The sequence below is a fragment of the Pseudomonas sp. PSPC2-3 genome (genome assembly GCF_049898265.1).
GTDB lineage: Bacteria > Pseudomonadota > Gammaproteobacteria > Pseudomonadales > Pseudomonadaceae > Aquipseudomonas > Aquipseudomonas veronii.
Genome location: NZ_JAFCXJ010000006.1, coordinates 62881 through 84604, shown reverse-complemented (window position 1 = coordinate 84604; position 21724 = coordinate 62881). Strand labels below are relative to the sequence as shown.

The window sequence follows — 21724 nt, the reverse complement described above, 5'->3', positions numbered from 1 at the left end:
ATCTCATCAATAATTCTTGTCAGTGAATAAAACTGAAAAAAACACTCCATTCAGTGAAATTCTATCTTTCGCCCATCCTAGTCTTCGTCCTAATCTGCGTCCACAGGGGCGAAATGAACAACAACCGGCAGCCGACTCAAGATCGAGCGCCAACGCACCCGCAACACCCTTTTCGCATCTGCCCAAAACAAAAAAGCGCGTTTCGACGCGACTCAAAAAAGGTGGAACGCAGACATGGCATTTCTCCAACTCAACGCCTTGAGCAAACGCTACGGCGCCGTCGACGCGGTGGTCGCCACTGACCTTGCGGTGGAAAAAGGCGAGTTCGTTTCCCTGCTCGGCCCCTCGGGCTGCGGCAAGACCACCACCCTGCAAATGATCGCCGGCTTCGTCGACGTGAGCGCTGGGCAGATCCTGCTCGACGGTCGCGACATCACCCGCGCCAAGCCCGCCAGCCGTGGCCTGGGCGTGGTGTTCCAAAGCTATGCGCTGTTCCCGCACATGACCGTGCGCGACAACATCGCCTTCGGCCTGAAGATGCGCAAAGTGCCGGCCGCCGAGATCGCCGCCAAGGTCAAGACCGTGCTGGAGCTGGTGCGCCTGGCCCCCCACGCCGACCGTTACCCCCGGGAATTGTCCGGCGGCCAGCGCCAACGCGTGGCCCTGGCGCGCGCGCTGGTGATTGAGCCGCCGGTATTGTTGCTGGATGAGCCGCTGTCCAACCTCGACGCGAACCTGCGCGAAGAGATGCAGTTTGAAATCCGCCGCATCCAGCACGCGGTGGGCATCACCACCCTGATGGTCACTCATGACCAGGCCGAGGCGCTGTCCATCAGCGACCGTGTGGTGGTGATGCAGGCCGGGCGCGTGACGCAGATCGACGTGCCCTACAAGCTGTATGAACACCCGCGGACGCGCTTTATCTCGGACTTCGTCGGCAAGGCTAACCTGCTGGCCGGCGATTACGACGCACGCGGCATCCCGCAGGTGCGCCACGCCGCGGGTGACGGCGAACTGGTCTTGAGCCTGCGCCCGGAAAAAATCCAGCTGGTGGGCGCAAGCGAAGGTCGCCTGCAAGGCCAGGTGCTCGACCGCTATTTCTTCGGCAGCCAGTGGCTGTACCGAATCCATACCGCGCTGGGCGAAATCACCGTGGTGCGCAGCAACGACGGCAGCGCACCGCTGAGTTGCGGCGCGGCAGTCGGCCTGGACTGGCAAGCCGAGTTGCTGCGGGTGCTGACGGCGGATGAGGTGCACCCATGAGTCGCGGCTATCTACTCTCGCTGCCGGCGTTGCTGCTGTTCGCCGGGCTGCTGATTCTGCCGCTGGGCCTGACCCTGGTGCTGTCGTTCAACGTGTTCGACTACCAAGTGGGGGTGAAGGCCGATGAGTGGACCTTGGCTCATTACCTGGCGTTGTTCAGCGACGCGTACTTCTACGAAATCTTCTGGCGCACCTTCTGGATCAGCGCGCTAGTGACGCTGCTCTGCGTGGTGATTGGCGTGCCCGAAGCCTACATCCTCAGCCGCATGGGTACGCCGTGGCGCTCGATCTTCCTGATCCTGATCCTCACGCCGTTGTTGATTTCGGTGGTGGTGCGAGCGTTCGGCTGGAGCCTGCTGCTCGGCGCCGACGGGCTGGTCAACCAGGTGATCCAGGCATTGGGCGGGCGCCCGGTGAAGCTGTTGTACACGCCGTTCGCGGTGATCATTGCGCTGGTACACGTGATGCTGCCGTTCATGATCATTCCAGTGTGGACCTCCCTGCAAAAGCTCGACCCCTCGGCGGAACAGGCGGCTTTGTCGCTGGGCGCGAGCCAGGCCACGGTGATGCGCAAGATCGTGTTGCCCCAGGTAATGCCGGGCGTGCTGTCCGGCACCCTGATCGTGTTCGGCCTGGCCGCCAGCTCCTTTGCGATCCCCGGCCTGCTCGGTGGGCGGCGCCTGAAAATGGTCGCCACCGTGGTGTACGACCAGTACCTCTCGGAACTCAACTGGCCCATGGGCGCGACCATCGCGGTGGTCCTGCTGTTGGTCAATCTGCTGATCATGCTGAGCTGGAACCGCATGGTCGAAGGCCGCTACAAAAAATCCCTGGGGGTTTAAGCGCATGTCCAGAAACGGTCCTTTGGCCCTTGGCTTCCACGGCCTGGTGGTGATGTTCATGATGGCGCCGCTGGTGGTGGTGTGCCTGGTGGCCTTCACCCCGGAAAATACCTTGAGCCTGCCCACGTCGGGCTTCTCCCTGCGCTGGTTTCGCGCGGTGTTCGAGCGTGCCGACTTTATCCAGGCGTTCTACAACAGCCTGATCCTGGCATTTACCGCTGCAACCCTGGCGACGCTGATTGCAGTGCCGGCGGCGCTTGCAATCAGCCGGTATCAGTTCCCGGGACGTAACTTCTTCAGTGCGTTGTTCCTGTCGCCGATCATCATCCCGCACCTGGTGTTGGGGGTGGCGATGCTGCGGTTGTTCGCCTTGATGGGCGTCAACGGCAGCTTCACCTGGCTGATGCTGGCGCACGTGGTGATCATCACGCCCTATGTGCTGCGCCTGGTATTGGCAGCAGCGATCGGGATCGATCGCAGTGCCGAGCAGGCGGCCGAATCGCTCGGTGCCGGACGCTTCACGCTGTTTCGCCTGGTGACGTTGCCGATGATCCTGCCCGGCGTGGCCGGCGGCTGGTTGCTGGCTTTCATCAACAGTTTCGACGAAGTGACCTTATCGATCTTCGTCAGCTCGCCGGCCACGCAAACCTTGCCGGTGCGTATGTACGTGTACGCCACCGAATCCATCGACCCGATGATGGCGGCAGTGTCGGCGCTGGTGATTGCCCTCACGGCGGCGGCCATGATTGTGCTCGACCGGGTCTACGGCCTGGATCGCGTGCTGGTGGGAAAACACTGATGGCCTTGTTCAAACGATTGACCGAAACCGCACGCCCTGCCCTGGCGTTTACCCTCGACGGGCAACCGGCCACAGGCTTGCTCGGCGACACCCTGCTGACGGCGGTACTGACCTGCGCCGAGCACCTGCGCGGCAGCGATTTCAGTGCCGAACGCCGCGCCGGGTTTTGCTTGATGGGCGCCTGCCAGGACTGCTGGGTGCGCCTGGCGGACGGACAACGCGTGCGCGCCTGTTCGACCCTGCTGGAAGAAGGCCAGGCGATCAGCCGCGACCCGGGGCGCCAGTTATGAAGCCGGTGGTGATCGTGGGCGCAGGCCCGGCAGGAATCAGTGCCGCGCGCACCCTGTTCGACCACGGCGTAACGCCTTGCCTGGTGGACGAAAGCCTGCGCGGCGGCGGGCAAATCTATCGCCGCCAACCCCCAGGCTTCCAACGCACCGCCAGGCAAATATACGGATTCGAGGCGGGTAAGGCCGAGGCCGTGCATCGCACCCTGGATGAACTGGCGCCGCTGATCGACTACCGGCCCGAAACCCTGGTGTGGAATGCCGAGGATCGGCGCCTGGACCTGTTGAACAACGGTCACGCAGCCAGTGTCGAGTATTCGCGGATCATCGTCGCCACCGGCGCCACCGACCGTATCCTGCCGGTGCCGGGCTGGACCTTGCCCGGTGTCTACAGCCTGGGTGCGGCGCAAATCGCTTTGAAGTACCAAGGTTGCGCCATCGGCGAACGCGTGGCGTTTTGTGGCAGCGGGCCGTTGCTGTATCTGGTGGCGTATCAATACGCCAAGGCCGGCGCCAATGTGGTCGCCGTGCTCGACAGCGCGCCGTTCAGCGCCCAATGCCGCGCCTTGCCGGCGCTGCTCGGACAACCGGCGACCTTGGCCAAGGGCTTGTATTACCGCGCCTGGCTCACGGCCCATGGCGTTCCCGTGCATCAGGGCGTGACGCTGCAGCAGATCGACGGTGAACAACGGGTCAGCGGCATACGTTGGCGCAAGCACACCCTGGCCTGCGACGCTGTGGCCTTCGCCCATGCGCTGCGCAGCGAAACGCAGTTGGCAGACCTGCTCGGTTGTGAATTTGCCTGGAATGCCTTGAACCGTGCGTGGTTGCCGCAACGGGACGGTGCCGGGCGCAGCAGCGTCGACGGTGTGTACCTGGCGGGCGACGGTGCCGGGATCATGGGTGCCGATGCCGCGCAGATGGCCGGTGAGCGGGCGGCGTTGGCGGTGCTGGAAGATGCAGGCGTCGCGATCGATCATCAGCGCCCGGCCCTGCTTGAGCGGCAATTGGCGCGCATCCAGCGCTTTCGCCAGGGCCTGGAGACTGCGTTTCCCTTCCCGGCAGACTGGGCCGCGCAGGCGCCGGACGACTTGATGCTGTGTCGCTGTGAAGAAGTCCGGGTTGGCGATATCCGCACCGTGGTGGACGAAGGTCATTGGGAAATCAATCGGGTCAAGGCCCATTGCCGGGTGGGCATGGGCCGCTGCCAGGGGCGCATGTGCGGGCTGGCGGCGGCTGAAATCGTCGCCGAGCGCAGCGGTCGCGGAATAGAAGACGTCGGGCGTTTGCGCGGCCAGGCCCCGATCAAGCCGCTGCCGTTTGGCGTGGAGGTGCAGCCATGATCGACGTCATCGTCCTCGGCGGCGGGATTGTCGGTGCGTCGGCGGCCTTGATGCTGGCGCACAAAGGTCAGCGTGTGGCCTTGGTGGAACGGGACTTCTGCGGCTCGCACTCCAGTGGCGTGAACTATGGCGGCGTGCGGCGCCAGGGACGGCCGTTGCATCAGCTGCCGTTGTCGCAGCGCGCCCATCAGTTGTGGGCCGACCTGCCCGGCTTGATCGGTATCGATGGCGAATACGTGCGCTCCGGGCATTTGAAACTGGCGCGCAGTCATGGGGATTTTGCCGCGTTGCAGGCGTATGCCGAACACACGCAGGGCTTTGACCTGGGCTTGCAGTTGCTCGATTACGCCGAACTGCGCGCACGTTTTCCGTGGGTCGGGGATATCGCAGTGGGTGCGTCGTTATGCCCCGAAGATGGCCATGCCAACCCGCGCCTGGTATCCCCCGCCTTCGCCCGTGCCGCGCAACGCCTTGGCGCGTGTGTCTACGAGCAGGCCGAGGTGATCCGCATCGAACATGACAGCCGCCAGTTCCAGGTGGATTGCGCCAACGGCCTGCATCTGCAGGCGCCATGGCTGCTCAATTGCGCCGGCGCCTGGGCAGGGACCGTCGCCGCGCAATTCGGCGAGCCGGTCCCCATGACGTCTGCGCACCCGGCCATGCTGGTCACCGAGCCGCTGCCCGTGGTGATGAACGTCAGCACCGGCGTCGAAGGCGGCGGGATTTATGCGCGCCAGGTGGCCCGGGGCAATTGCATCCTCGGCGGCGGTCGCGGTTTTGCGCTTGGCCCCCGGCAGGCGCGGCCCGGGCAAGCGGCGGTGCTGGAGATTCTGCGCCATGCCGGCGAGCTGTACCCGTTTCTCAAGGGTGCCCAGGCGATTCGCACCTGGAGCGGCACCGAAGGTTACCTACCCGATCATGAACCGGTGATCGGCCCCAGCAGCACCCAGCCTGGCCTGCTCCACGGTTTCGGCTTTGCCGGCGCCGGGTTCCAGCTGGGCCCGGCGGTCGGTGAAGCCCTGGCAGAGATCGTCTGCACAGGGGCCAGCCGGCAACCCATCGAAGCGTTTTCCATCCGTCGTTTCCAAGCCTGAGAGGAAAAACATCCATGAATACTCGTATTGCGCTGTCCTGCTTGTCCCTCGCTCTGCTCGCCTCCACCGCCCATGCGGCCCCGACGCTGTACCTGGGCATGAACGGCGGCACCATGGAACGGGTGTATGCCGACAAGGTGCTGCCCGCGTTCGAAAAGGCCAATAACGTCAAGGTGGTGATCGTGCCCGGCACGTCGTCGGACATCCTCGCCAAGGTCCAGGCCAACAAAGACCACCCGCAGATGCATGTGATGTTCCTCGACGACGGCATCATGTACCGCGCCATCTCCATGGGCCTGTGCGACAAACTGGCGCCGAGCCCGACCCTGGAGCAGATCCCGGCCAAGGCGAAAATCAAGGACCAAGCCGTGGCTGTGACCCTCGGCGTCACCGGCCTGGGCTACAACGCCAGGCTGTTCAAAGAGAAAGGCTGGGCTGCACCGACCTCATGGATGGACCTGGCCGACCCGCGCTTCAAGGACAAAGTGGTGTTCCAGTCCTTGGCCTCATCGACCTTCGGCCTGCACGGCTTCCTGATGTTCAACCGCCTCCAGGGTGGCTCCGAGACCAACGTGGAACCGGGCTTCAAGGCCTGGCCCAAAACCGTCGGCCCCAACGTGCTGGAGTACATCGCCAGCTCCGCGAAAATCTCCGAGATGGTGCAAACCGACGAAGCGGCGATCTTCCCCCTCACCCCGACCCAGGTCGCCACCCAGAAACTGCTCGGCGTGCCGATGGAATACGCGCAACCCAAGGAAGGCGCCGTGGTGCTGAACGTGGCCGAATGCGTGATCGCACGCAACGACCAACCGGAACTGGCGCAGAAACTCGCGGCCTTCCTGCTGACCGCCGAAGCCCAGGCGCCGGCGCTGGAGGAAGGTGATCAGATCCCGTCAAACCCGACCACGCCCACCAGCGACAAGACCCGCGCCCGAGTGGAGGCGATGCAGGGTTATTTGCAGACGGCGATTTCGATTGATTGGGACCAGGTGAACCAGGCGCGGCCAGAGTGGAATGCGCGGTGGAGTCGGTCGATTGAGCGGTAGCGTTTCATCCGCCTGCTCGGCGCCTACCGAGGTGCGATGGGTAGCGCGCGTTTGTGGGCGGTCTTCAGATAGGCTTGCTCCACAATCGTTCGCACCCGTTCGCCCACCGGCTCACCCATCAGGTAGGCGTCGATCTCTTCATAAGTGCAGCCGTATGCCTGCTCATCCAGCTTGCCCGGTGCCAGCTCTTCGAGGTCGGCGGTAGGTTGTTTGTGCACAAGATTCGCCGGGGCACCGAGGGCATCAGCCAGCAGGCGCACCTGGGTCTTGGTCAGGCCCGACAACGGGGCCAGGTCGCACGCGCCGTCCCCGAACTTGGTGAAAAACCCCATCAATGCTTCGGCGCCGTGGTCGGTGCCGACCACCAGGCCGTTGTGCAGGTTGGCCATCGCGTACTGCGCGATCATGCGGGTGCGGGCCTTGACGTTGCCTTTGATGAAGTCGACCTGGGCGGCGCTGGCTTCGGTGGCGGTGAGGCAGGCCATCAGGCCGTCGACGCTGGCGGCGATGTTGAGGGTGTCGATGTGGTCGGGGGTGATGAAGGCCAGGGAGGCCTGGGCGTCGCTTTCGTCGGCCTGGGTTTTGTAGGGCAAGCGCAGGGCGATAAAGCCTGCGGCGTAGTCTTCGCTGCGCAGTTGCTCTACCGCCAGTTGGCAGAGGCGCCCGGCCGTCAGCGAATCGACGCCGCCGCTGATGCCCAGCACCAGAGCCTTGCAACCGGAATGGCGCAGGGTGGTTTTGATGAAGTCGATACGCCGTTGGATTTCCCGGGGCGCTCCCCCCTTGACCAACGAGCGGTTGATATTCAGTTCCAGGGCAATACGGTCCTGGGTTTGCATGTCACACCTCCACGCTGCCGACGTTGAATACTTGCGTTGCGTACCGCAAAAACGAAGCGTCTTCGCAGACATTCTTGATCGGGTCATCCGAGAATTTCACCACCGGCTCACCGTGTACCCGCACCAGCTTCATCACGATGCTCAGCGGCTCGACGCCTTCCACATCGCAGGCCAGGCTGGTGCCCATGCCGAAGCCGAACCTGGCCTTGCCGCGCACGTGGCGCAGGATCGGCAGGCATTTCTCGAAGTTCAGGCCGTCAGAGAACATCAGGTCCTTGGTCATCGGGTCGATACCCAGTTGCTTGTAGCGGGCCAGGACTTTATCGGCCCAGACGATAGGGTCGCCGGAGTCCTGGCGCAGGCCGTCGTAGAGCTTGGCGAAGTACAGGTCGAAGTCCTTCAGGAAGAAGTCAGTGCTGATGCAGTCGGTCAGGGCGATACCCAGGCGGCCGCGGTATTCACGTACCCAGTTTTCCAGGGCGGCGTTCTGGCTTTCGCGCAGGCGGCCCAGTTGCTGGTGCACCATCAACCATTGGTGGGCCATGGTGCCGATCAGCGGCAGGTCGAACGCGTAGGCCAGGTGCGCGTTGCTGGTGCCGACGAACTGGCCGGGGAAGTCGCGGCGCATGATGTCCACCACTTCGCGCTGGGCCTTGAACGACAGGCGCCGGCGCGTGGAAAAGTCGGAGACGCGCAGGTCGGCAAGTTCGTCGCGGCTGAGTTTTTTCTCCAGCCAGTCGAATTTCTGGTAGAGCTTGCGGGTGACGTCCTCCAGGCTCACATCGGGGTATTTGTCACGGTTGCGCAGCTCGCTGACCAGCGCCAATACCGGCTGTTCGAACATGATGCAGTGCAACATCGGGCCGACGACGCGGATGTTCAGTTGGCCGTCGACTTCGCTGACGTGGATATAGCGCAGGTTGAAGCGGAACAGGCCGAGGAAGCGCTCGTAATCCGGCGTGAGGTATTCGCGAAAGCGTGGGTTGAACAGAAAGCGCAGCTCGCCTTCGCGCATCTGCAGGCCGGCGAGTTTTTCCAGTTCATCGCGCAGTTGCGGGATCAAGTGGCCCAGTTTTTCCTTGGAACGGACGATGAAGTTGTACTCGACGTCGACATTCGGATGCTGGTGCAACACAGCCTGCATCATGGTGAAGGTGTAGTAGTCGGTGTCGAGCAAACCCTGGATCACCGGGGTTTCGTAGTCGTAGGCACTTTCCATGGCGTATCTCCTTAACGCGTGGCCATCGCGGCCAGTTCTTCGCGGGTGCGGCTGATGCCGGCACCGGCCTTGAGCAACTCGTTGACGGCCTGTACGCCGCCCTCCTGCGTAATACCGCGGCACGCCGGCAGGTGCAGCACCACTTCCAGGCCGGCCTTGAGCAGTTGCAACGCGGTGGTCTTGACGCAGTAGTCGAGGGCCAGGCCGCCGACAATCACGCGGCTTACGCCCTGGGCCTTGAGGTACTCGATCACGCCCGTGGACAGCTTGTCGTGCAGGTCGTGGTAGCAGGCGCCGTAAGGGTGCAGGTCGGGTTCGACACCTTTCCAGATGAAGTAATCGTAGTCATACGGGGTGGGCAGTTCGTCGAGCAGGGTGAAGCCCTCGGTGCCCGGCACGCAGTGGCTGACCCAGGTGACATCGGCGTGAGCCAGGCCGGTGGGTTGCAGCATCTCGCTGTGTTGCTTGACCACCCACGGCGCATGCGGAGTGTGGGCGTCCTTGCTGCCGACGCGGTAGCCCGCGAGGCTGGCCATGTAGTTGAGTTCGGCACCGATGAGGTCCCCTTCGGCCACTGGCAATTCGTTGGGGAACAGCGGCGTAAAGCTCTTCTGGGCGTCGACGTCGAATGAAGCGATGGCATGTTTCGAGAGGGTCATGGCGGGTCTCCTGTGGCCTGAAAACAAAAGTACACGTCATGTACTTTCATTGCAAGAAAGATTTGTTTATCTAGGCTTTAGTCAGTACATGACATATTTGTTCGATCCGTTAGACTGTGCCCCCCGCTGTTTAGAAGGACTGCACATGCCACTTAGCGCCTACCTCCACACCGTCGACCTGTGCGTGCTGTTCTACTGCCGCGCGGCAGGAGAACTGAAGCTGCTGCTGAACAAGCGCGACGCCGAACCCTTCGCCGGGCATTGGGCCCTGCCGGGTGTGGTGGTGAATGGCGACGTGCAGGACCTGAGCCTCACGGATGCCGTGGAGCGCCTGCGCGCGAGTGATAAAGTCGGCCTCGACCTGGTGTGGAGCGAGCAAGTGGGTACGGTGGGCGACGCGTTCCGCGACCCGCGTTGCTGGTCGTCGTCCACTTTCTACCTGGCGATCATCGCGGATGAGGTGACGCTGGGCGAGCATCAAGGCTGGTTTTCGCTGGATGCGGTAGCCGACGGCCGCATCAAGTTGCCGTTCGATCACAACACCATCGTGGCCGCCGTGCAGGAGCGGTTACTGTCCAAGTCGCTGTACAGCAGCTTGCCGCTGATGTTCCTGGGCCAGGAATTCAGCGCGCCGGAAGCGACGGCGATCTTCTCACTGGTGCTCGCGCGGCCGGTGTTGAAGACCAGCATTCGCCAGCGTTTGCTGAAGCTGACTGAGCAGGGGTATTTGCGGGAAACGGGGCGCAAGAAACAAGGCGAAGGCGGCAGGCCCCAGGCGACGATGGAGAACTTGAAGCCTGGGAAGATTTATTTCTTCGATCGCAGTTTTGCCGACTAGCCCAGTATTCAAAAACAACCACGATCAAATGTGGGACCGCGCTGCGGGCGGACATGGCGATCAACAGCTCCCACAGCGGATACAGGCCTCTTCGCTTAAACCGTGCGGGAAAACTGGCCTTTGTGCGCGCCGCCCAGGTAGGCGTCAAAGGCCATCGCCACGCTGCGCACCATCAGTTGGCCCTTGGGCAACAGTTGCAGCGCATCGGCCTGGATCAGCAATAACCCGTCCGCCACCTGCTCGTCCAATTGCAGCAGTGCCTCGGCGAAATAGTCGTTGAAGCGCACGCCATGGGTGGCCTCGATCTGTGGGAAGTCGACTCGACCATCACACATCAGGCCATTGATCACCTCGCGGCGCAGTACGTCATCCGGGTTGAGCCGATAGCCGCGCTGCACCGGCAGCATCCCCGCGTCGAGTCGGGCGTAGTACTGGGACAGTTCCTTGACGCTCTGGCTGTAGCTGTCACCGACTTTGCCGATGGCCGACACGCCGAGGCCGATCAGGTCGCAGTCGGCATGGGTCGAATAGCCCTGGAAGTTGCGCTGCAAGGTGCCGTTGGCACGGGCCAGCGCCAGCTCGTCGTCGGGCAAGGCGAAGTGGTCCATGCCGATGTAGACGTAACCGGCCTCGGTCAGGCGGCGGATGGTCAGTTCCAGCAGTTCCAGCTTGCGCGCCGGCGGCGGCATGTCTTCGGGGCGGATCATGCGCTGGGCACGGATCTGGCTCGGCAGGTGCGCGTAGCTGTAGGCCGCCACCCGATCAGGGCGCAGGGCGATCAGCTTGCTCAAGGTCACGTCGAAGCTGTCCACGGTTTGCAGCGGCAGGCCATAGATCAAGTCGACGCTCACCGACTTGAAGCGCGCCTCACGCGCCGCGGCCACCAGTTGCAGGATCTGCGCTTCGCTTTGCACGCGATTGACCGCCGCCTGCACGTCGGGGTCGAAGTCCTGCACGCCGAAGCTCAGGCGATTGAAGCCCAGGCCGCGCAACGTGTTGATCCGCTCAACGCTGATGGTGCGCGGGTCGACCTCGATGGAGAACTCATGGGCGTCGCTGTCATCCAGGGTGAAGTGTTCGGCCAGGCAGGCCATCAGCTCGGCCAATTGCGCGTCGTCCAGATAGGTCGGCGTACCGCCGCCCAGGTGCAACTGGGTCAGGCGCCGGGAACGCTCGAACAGCGCCGCCTGCATCTGGATCTCACGCTTGAGATACGCCAGGTACTCCACGGCCCGATGGGTCTTGCGGGTGATGATCTTGTGGCAACCGCAGTAATAGCAAAGGCTCTGGCAAAACGGGATGTGGATGTACACCGACAACGCCTTGGGCGCGGCCACCTCATGGCTGGCGCGGACCGCCTGGTGATAGTCATCCAGGGCAAAGGCGCTGTTGAACTGCGGCGCGGTCGGGTACGAGGTATAGCGTGGCCCCGGTCGGTCGTATTTGTGGACCAGGGCACGGTCGAATTCAAAAGCACTCATGTGTCGATCACCTCGTCGTTGGCGCTGACCGGGGTGGCGAGCACGGCACGTTCAAACAATGCGCAAATACCGTCCACCTGCGGCAGGCCGGCGGGCAGCAACCAGATGAACGTCGGGGACAGCTCGATCAGACCGTCGCGGTGCAGCGCTTCCAGCAACGGCCAGAGGTAGGCGAAATAGCGTGCGAACACCAGGCCGTAGCGCCGTTCCACCGCCTGCACATCCAGCTCCAGGTCACAAGCCAGGCGTTCGGCCACGTGCAGGCGCACCGGGTCAGAGGTTTCGCGGAACCAGCCCCGGCATGTGGCGAGCTGACCATTGCCCAATTGCTCACGGTACTCGCGGGCATCGGCCGTGTTCTGCGCGCACAACGTGTCGATCTGGCTGATGGCGCCCACGCCGAAACCGATGTGGTCGCAGTAACCGTGCAGGGTGAAGCCTTCGCAGTTACGGCTCAGGCGCCCGCGTTCCTGGGCTTGCTTGAGGTCGTCGTCGGCACGGGCGAACTGCCCCAGGCCGATGTAGTGATAGCCCGCCGCGGCCAGGAGCTGGAAGCAAATACGGCGCATCGCGCTCTTATCCGCCTCGCTGCTGAACGCCTGGGGTTGTTGGGATTGATAGCGCACAGGCGCATGGGCGTAATCGAATACCTGCAAGCGATCCGGCTCCAGGGCGATCAGGCTGGCCAGTTTCAGCTCGATACTGGCCGGGGTCTGCCAGGCATGGCCGTAGCCGAGGTCGATGTTCACCGAGCGAAACCCGAAGGTGCGGGCCGCATCCACCAGCGATTCGATCGGCGCCGGGTCCTGATACCGCGCCTGGCACAGCGGCCCCTCGCGGTTGGCGTCCGGCACGCCGATGCTTGCATGGTTGAAGCCTTGTTCGCGCAGCAGGCCCATGGTGGCCCAGTCCGTGTGCCCGGGGTCGAGGTCGACGCAGTAGTCACCCCGGTCGTGGTCGAGAAAATTGAAGCGCTCGTGCAACTGCGCCATCAACTGCTGCACCTGGGCGAACGCCGGTGTGGTGCCGCGCAGGTGAAAGTGATCGACCGGCTGGCGGCCGCCGAGTTGGCAGCCGATCAGTTGGATTTCCTGGGTGAGGCTGTGCAAATACTCAGCGCCAACGTCGCCCGCCGGCCAGTGCAGGTTCAATGCCAGGGGCCGCTGGCACTGGCGGCTGTTGCGCAAGGCGCGCAACAGGTCAAGGGAGCCGACACCGGCATGGAAGCGACGGGTGTCCGTTTGGCAAGCCAAGTCCAACACGCCTTGATCGTGACGAAAGCGAGCGGGATGAAGAAGGGTACGCATGACGGACTCCGGTTCGGGCGGCGGTGGTGCATTGTCCGGTGCGCTTGGGCCACACGCCTTGATGTGCATCAAGGTCGCTGCCCCGCCCGTCTACCAGTTCAGGTAAAACATGCCCTTGGCCAGCAGCACAATGGCGACCATGTGCGCGAACAGGCTCAGATGCACCCAGCGGACATAACGCGCACTCACCGAGCCCCAGCGCATGCGCGCCATGGTCAGCAGAAAATGCAAGAGCACGCTGGCCGCCAGGATCAGCTTGAGGGTCAGCAAGGTGCCGAAAGCCGAGGCCGACGGCGCAGCCAGCACCGGCAGGTAACGCAGCCAGACCATGCCCAGGCCGGCGCCGAACAGTACCAGCAACACCCACGGCATCAATACCCGGGCACGCTGGCCGACGCCCTGCTCCACCAACACCATCACCCGCGCCGGCAATTGCCGGTGCAGGTGCCCCAGGATCAGCACCTCGAAAAACACCGTGCCGATGAAGATCAGCGCGGCGAACAGGTGGGCCACTAAAAACACGGGGTAAAGCATGGTGGCCTCTCAAGGGGACCGGCCGTTGGGACTTCAGTGTGCGGCCTGGCGCAACGCGAGGCCTTGATACCGATCAAGCGTTGCGAGAGTGCGGCTTACAGCAGTGGGATGCTGTAGCTGACGATCAGTCGCGTCTCGTCCTTGTCGGCCGAGTCGTTACCGCGCCACACCGCACCGCGCCAGGTCAGGCCCAGGCCCTTGAACGTGCCCGAGGGGATCACGTAATCGACACGCAGGTCGCGCTCCCACTCGCTGTTGTCGCGACCTGCCGTCTGGATGTGGCTGCCGCGGATGTAGGTCACGCTCGAGCGCAGGCCCGGAAGGCCAAGGCTGCTGAAGTCGTAGGCGTAGCTGCCTACCGTGGCCTGTTCCCCGGCATTGACGAACTTCAGCGACTGGGAGTTGGTGATCAGGTACAGCGAACGACCCTGCCCCTGGTTGATATGCGGAAAGTCACTTTCACCGGTGGTCTTCTGATAACCGAGGCTCAGCGAATGCCCGTACAGGCCGTAGGTGAACAGCGCACTCCACAGACGGTTGTCGACCTTGCCGGCGTTGACGCCCGCGCCGTAATACCCCGAGCTGACATAGCCTTCGCCACGCCCGGCGGCGCTGGCGTTCTTGCCGTCGGCGGTGCTGTAGAAATAGCGCAGGTCAGTCTTGAACTGCCCCACCGGCAACTGCCAGTTGTGGATCAGGCCCAAGAAGTGCTGCTGGTAAAAGTTCTCCAGGTTGGCGTAGTAGTACTGCAGTTGCAGTTGCTTGCTGACGGCGTAATCCACCCCACCGTAGTAGAACTGGTTGCTGGACTTGCCCTTGACCGGATCATTCGCACCGGCAATGGACATGCCCTGGCCGTTACTGGAGTTACGGTCCAGTACCTGCTCGATTTTACCGGCGATCAGGTTGAAGCCCTGCAGGTCCTTGGAGTCCACTTGATAGCCACGGAACGTCTGCGGCAACAGCCGGCCGTCTTCAGTCGTCAGCACGGGCAGCTTGGGCATCAGCGTGCCGGCTTTGAGCTGGGTCTGGGAGATACGCATCTTGCCGGTGGCGCCGGTCTTGCTGAAGTCGTTGGCGGCCTTGCCATCGGACAACGGGAAAACACTGCCGGGGGTGTTGTCTTCACCAGCCTTGCCCGCGCGCCCCGAGGCGTCCAGGCGCAGGCCGTACATGGCTTGCAGGTCCAGACCAAAACCGACCAGTCCCTCGGTGAAACCGGACTGGTAGTTGAACATGAACGCCTGGCCCCACTCCTTATCCGTAGGGGCTTTGGCGTTACGGGTGTCCTGGTTGTAGTAGAAATTGCGCAGGTCGAGGGTGGCTTTGCTGTCGTCGATAAAACCCGACGCAGCCACCTGCTGCGCGGCGCCCAGGGAGACGGCGAGCGCCATGCAAGTCTTGTGGTTCATGAAGGCTCCTGAAAGTAATTGAGGCGACCCGTCACAGCCCAACCCTGTTCTTTGTCAGTCGGGTGGTGCTGCATCTAACGGGTGCGCGCACGGTATAGCGTTGGGCGGCCGGGAAATAGTCGCTAAAACCGTCATTCAGTTTTTCACTTTTTGTAACAATCGCCGGAGCCCGCGAGCCTCGCCGGGGCGTGCAAGCCTTCACGGGGTGCCGGCGGCGGGCACTTCACGGCACCGGCAACCAAGCGCTGAAACCGCCACGCCGGGTCAACGGGCACCAGGCGAAGTCCCAGGCGGGAGGCGGCAACGGCGGCTGTTCATCAAGCGCAAACGCGCTGCCCTTCCAATCGAAGACTTCCGAACCCTGCCAGGCCAGGACCACACCCTGGGCCTGGCTGTCATCGGTGTCGACCCACCGCGCCGCCGCCGCGGCCATGAACGCGTCGATCGGTTCATCGTCGATCTGCGCGCGGTACGGCGAGCCCAGCAGCCAGCGACCGATGTTCAGGTGCCAGGTCCAGTCCTGCGCCAGCTGGTTGTGGTAGGCCCAGGTCATGAAACTGCGAAACAGGTTCAAGCCCTCGGGCGGGTCGAGCTTGAGCAGCGCCGGGCAGATGTCGAACAAGGTGTGCCAATAGGGCAACAGGCGCGCATCCAGATGCACGAAACTACGCGAATTGCTCGGGTATTCCGGCCGCGCCGGCTCCGTGTGCAGGCGGCGCGCCGCCTTGCTGACCAGGCGGCTGGCGCCGGCAGGCAATAGAGGCTTCATAAAACGCACTCACAGTCGTGACGATAAAACGCCTCCTGATCACAGGAAGCCCAAGGCACACGTCAGAATGCGGGGGATGCGCGGGGGTTGGCCGAGGGCCAGGAATAACGCGGCGGCGCCTTGTTGCGCCGTTCATGGGCCGGTCGTGGGGTCTGGCCGAGGCCCAGCAGCCAGGCCAGGCCGATCAGGAACACGATGGCCACGCTCGCGGCAGCGCACAGCGGGCAGGCAAAGTAGTTCGAGATATCGCTGGAAGCCGGGCTAGCCAACCCTTTGTCGGAAAGTGGCGCCTGGTCGCTGTCCACCGAACAGAACGCGCCACCGACACCATTGAGCTGCTGGCCGAGCATCTGGCCATGGCCCAAACCGCACACGAACAGGTTCAGCAGGACACAGAAGTACAGGGTCCAGGCGATCAGCGAACGGTCCGAGCGGCGCAGTTTCATGGCGGCGACTCTACCATCGAAGCCCCGCAGGGATGAAGCGCGGCGCGCCCCTGTGGCAGAACGTCGCAGATTACGCGCATCGGCCAGGGTTGGTAGACTTGGCGCCCTCCGCGTTTACTCCTTTTCAACGCCTGGCGTATAGATCCAGAGCAAGGCAGGCGCTTCACAGGATGCACAGTTGATGAGTACGTTATTCACCCGCCGCAAGGTCCTGACCGGCATGGGCCTGTTGGGTCTGGGCCTGCTGGCCGGTTGTGACAACAGCCCCAAGTTGAATTTCAAGTACGGCAAGGACTTGAGCGACAAGATCATGGGCCGCACCTTCAAGCTCAAGAATACCCAGGGTGAAACCGTCACCTTGAGTTCGTACCGTGGCCTGATGCCGGTGGTGTTTTTCGGCTTCACCCAGTGCCCGGCCGTGTGCCCGACCACCCTCGCCCGCGCCGCCCAGGCCAAGAAACTGATGGGCCGCGACGGCGAGATCATGCAGGTGATCTTTATCACCCTCGACCCCGAGCGCGACACGCCAGAGATCCTCGACCGCTACGTCAAGGCCTTCGACCCCAGCTTCGAAGCGCTGTACGGCACCCCGGAAGAGATCGCCGTGGCCGCCAAGGAATTCGGGATCTTTTATGAAAAGGTCCCCGCCGGCGACACCTACACCCTGTCCCACACCGCCACCAGTTTCGTGTTCGACACCCGCGGCAACCTGCGCCTGGGCCTGTCGGCATCCCTTAACGCTAAAGAGTGTGCAGAAGACCTGCTCACCGTCATGGAGGTCTGCTAATGACTGCCGTTCAACACCTCAAGCGCACCCTGATCGGCCTGTCCCTGCTGGGCCTCGCCGCGCACGCCAGCGCCCAGGTCCAGGTCAGCGACGCGTGGGTGCGCGCCACGGTGCCGGGCCAGCCATCCAGTGGCGCGTTCATGACCGTGACGGCCGACAGCGACAGCAAACTGCTGCGCGTCGCCTCGCCGGTGGCCAAGGACGTGCAGATCCATGAAATGAGCATGAAGGACGACGTGATGCGAATGGGCCCGGTGGACTCGATCACCCTGCCCGCAGGCACCCCGGTCAAGCTCGACCCGGACGGTTATCACGTGATGCTGATGGGCCTGACCGGGCAGATCAAGGAAGGCGACCAGGTGCCGCTGACCTTGACCGTGGAAAACGCCAAGGGCGAGCGGCAGACCGTCGAGGTCAAGGCCGCTGCCCGTGGGTTGGATGGCATGGCCCCTGGCAAGATGCATTGATGGGCTGGCGCCGGTTCAATCCACGATGAACAGCTTGGCGCCAACCCGCGTCGAGGAGCGATGCCCTTCCATGTTGTTTCCCACCTGATAACTCATCCCGGCCGTCAGCGTGAATTGGCGGCCATCTTCCAGTTCCGTGTGCAGCTCGCCTTCGAGGCACAGCAGCACATGCCCACGCCAGCACCAGTGATCGGCCAGGTAGCCGGGGGTGTATTCGACCATGCGTACACGGGTGGTGCCGAAGTGGCCAGTGCGCCACCAGGCACTGCCGGTGATGCCTGGATGAAGCTCGGGTTCGAGGGTGGACCAGTCGGTGATGCCAAACGGGACAGCAGTGAGTTCCATGGTGGGCTCGGTCGTCAGTTAACGTGAACCGACCCTAACCACCTGGAGTGCTGCGCGACAGACACAGATCGCCGGCTTTTTTGGGATACACGCCCACTGCAACCCCGACGGCGAGTGGTGAATCGCCTCATCGTGCCCCACCTACCCGCACCGCCGGTAACGGGTGGCCGCATTCAACCTCGCATCCAGCACCAACTCCTCGATCCTGAGCGTCCTCGCCAGCGCTTCGAGGTGATCCAGCATCGCCTTGCCATCGCCTGCCGAGGCCCTTTGCATCCGATATTTATGCTCACTTCCCAGCTTAATAATATTTTATTAAAAACCGCCCGCCCCCTACCTTGAAGTCATGCCCAAGCTGAATCCAACTGCATTACGCAAGGACAGACACATGACGCAAGCAATCACCCAAACAGACACCCTGGTGGTAGGCGCCGGCCAGGCCGGCGTGGCCATGAGCGAGCATTTGAGCAAGCACGGCGTGCCGCACCTGGTGCTGGAACGCAGCCGGATCGCCGAGCGCTGGCGCAGCGGCCGCTGGGATTCGTTGGTGGCCAACGGGCCGGCCTGGCACGACCGCTTTCCCGGCCTCGCCTTCGAAGGGCTCGCCCCGGATGCCTTCGCGCCGAAAGAGCGCGTGGCGGATTACTTCGAAGCCTATGCACGCCAGTTCAATGCGCCGATCCGCACCGGCGTGGAAGTCACCTCGGTGCTGCGCAATGTCGGCCGCCCCGGTTTTACCGTACACACCAGCGACGGCGTGATCGAAGCCAACCGCGTGGTGGCGGCGACCGGGCCGTTCCAGACGCCGGTGATCCCGGCGATCGCGCCGACAGATACAGCGCTGCATCAGATCCATTCCGCCGACTATCGCAACCCCGGCCAACTGCCCCAAGGCGCGGTGCTGGTGGTGGGCGCCGGCTCGTCGGGGGTGCAGATCGCCGATGAACTGCAGCGCAGCGGCCGTCAGGTTTACTTGTCGGTCGGCGCCCACGACCGCCCGCCGCGCGCCTATCGCCAGCGTGATTTCTGCTGGTGGCTCGGTGTGCTGGGCGAATGGGACCAGGCCGCGATCAAGCCCGGCCGCGAACACGTGACCATTGCCGTGAGCGGCGCCCACGGCGGCAAGACCATCGACTTCCGCGAGTTGGCCCTGCGCGGCATGACCCTGGTCGGGCCCACCGAGTCTTTCCATGGCGGCGTGGCCACCTTCCAACCCACCCTGCTGGAGAACCTCGCACGCGGCGACGAAAACTACCTGGCCCTGCTGGACGCGGCGGATGCGTATATCGAACGCAACGGCCTCGACCTGCCCGTGGAGCCCGAAGCCCGGCGCATCTTCGCCGATGCCGAGTGCGTGAAACAGCCGATCCTGCAACTGGACCTGGCCCGCGCCGGCATCACCTCGATCATCTGGGCCACCGGCTTTGCCGTGGATTACGGCTGGCTGAAGGTCGATGCGTTCGACGCCGCCGGCAAGCCGCAGCACCAGCGCGGCGTGTCCAGCGAGGCCGGCATCTACTTCCTCGGTTTGCCCTGGCAGTCGCGCCGTGGCTCGTCGTTTATCTGGGGCGTGTGGCATGACGCCAAATACCTCGCCGACCATATCGCCACCCAGCGTCAGTACCTCGAATATCGCGTCGCGGCCCCGCTCGTGCGCCCGTCCCCTGTCAGCGCCTGATCATCTTTCCCGGAGTTTTTTGATGCCTACCCACACGCGCATCCGCATGTTCAACACCAAACAAACCTACCCCAACCAGAGCCTGGACAATGACCTGTGCCAGGCCGTGCGCGCCGGCAACACCGTGTATGTGCGCGGCCAGGTCGGCAGCGATTTCGACGGCAACCTGGTGGGCCTCGGCGACCCGCGTGCCCAGGCCGAGCAGGCCATGCGCAACGTCAAGCAACTGCTGGAAGAAGCCGGCAGCGACCTCAGCCATATCGTCAAGACCACCACCTACCTGATCGACCCGCGCTACCGCGAGCCGGTGTACCAGGAAGTCGGCAAATGGCTCAAGGGCGTGTTCCCGATTTCCACCGGGCTGGTGGTATCGGCCCTGGGCCAGCCGCAGTGGCTGATGGAAATCGATGTGATCGCCGTGATTCCCGAGTAAGGAGCCGTACATGACCTTTTCAATCGTCGGCCGTTGCGCCGACACCGGCCAACTGGGCATCGCCATCAGCTCTTCGAGCATCGCCGTCGGCGCACGCTGCCCCTGGCTGCGGCCGGGTGTCGGTGCAGTCGCGACCCAGAACATCACGCTGCCGGCCCTCGGCCCGGACGTGCTCGACCTGCTGCAACAAGGCCTGGCCCCCGCCGCCGCAATCGACCAGGCGCTGACCCGCAACGGCTACAGCCAATACCGCCAACTGACCGCGATCGATCACCTGGGCCGCAGCGTGCATTTCAGCGGCAGCCAAACCCTCGGCAAGCACCACGCGGTGTCGGGCGAACAGTGCGTCGCGGCCGGCAATATGCTCGCCGACCGCGCAGTGATCGAGGCGATGGTCCAGGCCTTCGAGCAAGGCGAAGGCCAACTGGCCGAGCGACTCTTGGCCGCGATGCATGCCGCCATCGCCGCCGGTGGCGAAGCCGGCCCGGTGCATTCGGCCGCGTTGCAGGTGGTGGGCGAGCTGACCTGGCCGATCATCGACCTGCGGGTGGATTGGGCCGACGCCAACCCGATCGGCCAACTGCACACGCTGTGGGATGCCTATCGCCCACAAGTGCAGGCCTACATCGACCGCGCCCTGGCCCCCGACCACGCGCCCGGCTATGGCGTCGCCGGGGACGAGCGATGAGCCGCAGCCGCGCATTGCTGCAGACGCTGGTGGGGTTCGATACCACCAGCCGCGAGTCCAACCTGCAGTTGATCGCCTTTGTGCGCGATTACCTGGCGAGTCACGGCGTGGCCAGCGAACTGATCTACAACGAGGCCCGCACCAAGGCCAACCTGTTTGCCAGCATCGGCCCGGTGGAGGTGCCCGGGATTGTGCTGTCCGGGCATACCGATGTCGTGCCGGTGGATGGGCAGCCGTGGAGCGTGCCGCCGTTTGAACTGACCGAACGCGACGGCCGGCTGTTCGGCCGGGGCACTGCGGACATGAAGGGCTACATCGCCTGTGTGCTGGCCCTGGTGCCAGCGCTGGTCGCGGCGACGCTGCGCCGGCCGGTGCATATCGCCCTCTCCTACGACGAAGAAGTCGGTTGCCTGGGCGTGCGCTCGTTGCTCAGCGTGCTGGCACAACGGCCGGTGAAGCCGATGCTGTGCATCATCGGTGAACCGACCGAACTCAAACCGGTGCTCGGCCATAAAGGCAAGCTGGCGATGCGCTGCGATGTGCATGGCGCGGCCTGTCATTCGGCGTATGCGCCCCATGGCGTGAATGCGATCGAGCATGCCGCCGAATTGATCGGCGAACTGGGACGCATCGGCCAACGGCTGCGCGATAAGCAGGATGCGCGCTTTGATCCGCCGTTCAGTACGGTGCAAACCGGGGTGATTGGCGGGGGCAAGGCGTTGAACATCGTGCCCGCCGACTGCCGGTTTGATTTTGAGGTCCGCGCGCTGCCGGGCCAGGCCCCCCAAGCGGTGGCGGATGAATTGCGCGCCTACGCCGAGCAGCAGGTATTGCCGCGCATGCAGGCGGTGAGCGCGCAGAGTGCGATTCGCTTTACCGAGCTGTCGGCGTATCCGGGGCTGATGACCGATCAGCAGAGCGAGGCGGCCGAGTTGATCGCGGCATTTTGCGGCTCGCGGGCGTTCGGCACGGTAGCGTTCGGCACCGAGGGCGGGTTGTTCGACGCGGTGGGCATTCCCACGGTGGTGTGCGGGCCCGGCAGCATGGACCAGGGGCATAAGCCGGACGAGTTTGTGAGTGTGGCGCAGTTGGCACAGTGCGATCAGATGTTGCACAGCATGCTGAACGCGCTGCGTTGACAGCCCTCG

At 63.7% G+C, this 21724-nt stretch carries 24 protein-coding genes and 1 pseudogene; 14 read left to right on the top strand and 11 right to left on the bottom strand.

All coding sequences use genetic code 11. From position 1 onward, the window contains the following. Positions 1-234: 234 nt before the first annotated feature. Genes ACP7E3_RS15080 through ACP7E3_RS15050 form a run of 7 tightly spaced genes read left to right on the top strand, consistent with a single transcriptional unit; the run spans position 235 to position 6674 of the window. Complete coding sequence (locus ACP7E3_RS15080; protein WP_426123560.1) at positions 235-1263, top strand: ABC transporter ATP-binding protein; 1029 nt, start codon at positions 235-237, stop codon at positions 1261-1263. Continuing rightward, positions 1260-2105 (top strand): ABC transporter permease, encoded by an 846-nt coding sequence (locus ACP7E3_RS15075; protein WP_046383763.1) that lies wholly within the window; start codon positions 1260-1262, stop codon positions 2103-2105. Before ACP7E3_RS15080 ends, ACP7E3_RS15075 begins: the two co-directional genes overlap by 4 nt. 4 nt (positions 2106-2109) lie before the next feature. Then, positions 2110-2904 (top strand): ABC transporter permease, encoded by a 795-nt coding sequence (locus ACP7E3_RS15070; protein WP_057004791.1) that lies wholly within the window; start codon positions 2110-2112, stop codon positions 2902-2904. Then, positions 2904-3194: a (2Fe-2S)-binding protein gene (locus tag ACP7E3_RS15065; RefSeq protein ID WP_046383765.1), complete on the top strand. Its 291-nt coding sequence runs from the start codon at positions 2904-2906 to the stop codon at positions 3192-3194. Before ACP7E3_RS15070 ends, ACP7E3_RS15065 begins: the two co-directional genes overlap by 1 nt. After that, complete coding sequence (locus ACP7E3_RS15060; RefSeq protein WP_426123557.1) at positions 3191-4534, top strand: FAD-dependent oxidoreductase; 1344 nt, start codon at positions 3191-3193, stop codon at positions 4532-4534. The genes ACP7E3_RS15065 and ACP7E3_RS15060 overlap by 4 nt, the downstream gene beginning before the upstream one ends. Then, complete coding sequence (locus ACP7E3_RS15055) at positions 4531-5628, top strand: NAD(P)/FAD-dependent oxidoreductase (RefSeq protein ID WP_046383767.1); 1098 nt, start codon at positions 4531-4533, stop codon at positions 5626-5628. The genes ACP7E3_RS15060 and ACP7E3_RS15055 overlap by 4 nt, the downstream gene beginning before the upstream one ends. Positions 5629-5642: 14 nt before the next feature. Continuing rightward, the gene (locus tag ACP7E3_RS15050) at positions 5643-6674 is read left to right on the top strand and encodes an ABC transporter substrate-binding protein (RefSeq protein ID WP_177029936.1); all 1032 of its coding nucleotides are present in this window, start codon (positions 5643-5645) and stop codon (positions 6672-6674) included. Positions 6675-6697: 23 nt separating this feature from the next. On the opposite strand, the gene nadE is transcribed toward ACP7E3_RS15050, so the two are convergent. Genes nadE through ACP7E3_RS15035 form a run of 3 tightly spaced genes read right to left on the bottom strand, consistent with a single transcriptional unit; the run spans position 6698 to position 9391 of the window. Continuing rightward, the gene (gene nadE, locus ACP7E3_RS15045) at positions 6698-7513 is read right to left on the bottom strand and encodes an ammonia-dependent NAD(+) synthetase (protein ID WP_079443606.1); all 816 of its coding nucleotides are present in this window, start codon (positions 7511-7513) and stop codon (positions 6698-6700) included. A gap of 1 nt (position 7514) precedes the next feature. After that, on the bottom strand, positions 7515-8732 hold the full coding sequence (pncB, locus tag ACP7E3_RS15040) for a nicotinate phosphoribosyltransferase (protein ID WP_426123554.1): 1218 nt from the start codon (positions 8730-8732) through the stop codon (positions 7515-7517). A gap of 11 nt (positions 8733-8743) precedes the next feature. After that, a complete protein-coding gene (locus ACP7E3_RS15035; protein ID WP_426123552.1) occupies positions 8744-9391 on the bottom strand; it encodes a nicotinamidase in 648 nt (215 codons plus the stop codon). Between the two features lie 145 nt (positions 9392-9536). Between ACP7E3_RS15035 and ACP7E3_RS15030 the strand changes: the two genes are divergently transcribed. Continuing rightward, entirely contained in the window at positions 9537-10229 is a 693-nt protein-coding gene (locus tag ACP7E3_RS15030; protein WP_104903392.1) for an NUDIX hydrolase, read from the top strand. 95 nt (positions 10230-10324) lie between these two features. Here ACP7E3_RS15030 and hemN read toward each other — a convergent pair whose 3' ends face one another. The 6 genes from hemN to ACP7E3_RS15000 all read right to left on the bottom strand — a co-directional run bounded on the left by hemN (position 10325) and on the right by ACP7E3_RS15000 (position 16178). Then, positions 10325-11710: an oxygen-independent coproporphyrinogen III oxidase gene (gene hemN / locus ACP7E3_RS15025; protein WP_046383783.1), complete on the bottom strand. Its 1386-nt coding sequence runs from the start codon at positions 11708-11710 to the stop codon at positions 10325-10327. Next, on the bottom strand, positions 11707-13017 hold the full coding sequence (locus ACP7E3_RS15020; protein ID WP_046488404.1) for a coproporphyrinogen III oxidase: 1311 nt from the start codon (positions 13015-13017) through the stop codon (positions 11707-11709). Before ACP7E3_RS15020 ends, hemN begins: the two co-directional genes overlap by 4 nt. A 90-nt stretch (positions 13018-13107) precedes the next feature. Further along, positions 13108-13551: a CopD family copper resistance protein gene (locus ACP7E3_RS15015; RefSeq protein ID WP_046383785.1), complete on the bottom strand. Its 444-nt coding sequence runs from the start codon at positions 13549-13551 to the stop codon at positions 13108-13110. Between the two features lie 95 nt (positions 13552-13646). Beyond that, positions 13647-14963: an OprD family porin gene (locus tag ACP7E3_RS15010; RefSeq protein WP_108526473.1), complete on the bottom strand. Its 1317-nt coding sequence runs from the start codon at positions 14961-14963 to the stop codon at positions 13647-13649. A 223-nt stretch (positions 14964-15186) separates the two neighbouring features. Then, positions 15187-15732 (bottom strand): putative natural product biosynthesis protein, encoded by a 546-nt coding sequence (locus tag ACP7E3_RS15005; RefSeq protein WP_057004800.1) that lies wholly within the window; start codon positions 15730-15732, stop codon positions 15187-15189. 62 nt (positions 15733-15794) lie between these two features. After that, positions 15795-16178 (bottom strand): DUF2946 domain-containing protein, encoded by a 384-nt coding sequence (locus ACP7E3_RS15000; RefSeq protein WP_046383788.1) that lies wholly within the window; start codon positions 16176-16178, stop codon positions 15795-15797. A 181-nt stretch (positions 16179-16359) separates the two neighbouring features. Here ACP7E3_RS15000 and ACP7E3_RS14995 point away from each other — a divergent pair, with 181 nt between their 5' ends. Beyond that, positions 16360-16965: an SCO family protein gene (locus ACP7E3_RS14995; protein WP_046383789.1), complete on the top strand. Its 606-nt coding sequence runs from the start codon at positions 16360-16362 to the stop codon at positions 16963-16965. Continuing rightward, positions 16965-17432, top strand: a complete 468-nt coding sequence (locus tag ACP7E3_RS14990; protein WP_046383790.1) for a copper chaperone PCu(A)C — start codon at positions 16965-16967, stop codon at positions 17430-17432. Before ACP7E3_RS14995 ends, ACP7E3_RS14990 begins: the two co-directional genes overlap by 1 nt. Before the next feature lie 15 nt (positions 17433-17447). Here ACP7E3_RS14990 and ACP7E3_RS14985 read toward each other — a convergent pair whose 3' ends face one another. Both ACP7E3_RS14985 and ACP7E3_RS14980 read right to left on the bottom strand, forming a co-directional pair. Then, positions 17448-17777 carry a DHCW motif cupin fold protein gene (locus ACP7E3_RS14985; protein ID WP_046383791.1) on the bottom strand — a complete coding sequence of 110 codons (330 nt, stop codon included), beginning with the start codon at positions 17775-17777 and terminating at the stop codon, positions 17448-17450. An 18-nt stretch (positions 17778-17795) separates the two neighbouring features. Beyond that, positions 17796-18035 (bottom strand): annotated as a pseudogene (locus ACP7E3_RS14980) (GNAT family N-acetyltransferase); the annotation flags it as partial. Positions 18036-18123: 88 nt separating this feature from the next. Here ACP7E3_RS14980 and ACP7E3_RS14975 point away from each other — a divergent pair. From ACP7E3_RS14975 to argE, 4 genes are read left to right on the top strand one after another with little or no spacing between them, the layout of a single operon-like run. Next, entirely contained in the window at positions 18124-19455 is a 1332-nt protein-coding gene (locus ACP7E3_RS14975; protein WP_411220350.1) for a flavin-containing monooxygenase, read from the top strand. Between the two features lie 22 nt (positions 19456-19477). Beyond that, positions 19478-19888 carry a RidA family protein gene (locus ACP7E3_RS14970; protein ID WP_046383793.1) on the top strand — a complete coding sequence of 137 codons (411 nt, stop codon included), beginning with the start codon at positions 19478-19480 and terminating at the stop codon, positions 19886-19888. A 10-nt stretch (positions 19889-19898) separates the two neighbouring features. Next, the gene (locus ACP7E3_RS14965) at positions 19899-20576 is read left to right on the top strand and encodes a DUF1028 domain-containing protein (protein WP_046488416.1); all 678 of its coding nucleotides are present in this window, start codon (positions 19899-19901) and stop codon (positions 20574-20576) included. Continuing rightward, positions 20573-21715, top strand: a complete 1143-nt coding sequence (gene argE / locus ACP7E3_RS14960) for an acetylornithine deacetylase (RefSeq protein ID WP_126589009.1) — start codon at positions 20573-20575, stop codon at positions 21713-21715. Before ACP7E3_RS14965 ends, argE begins: the two co-directional genes overlap by 4 nt. Positions 21716-21724 lie beyond the last annotated feature (9 nt).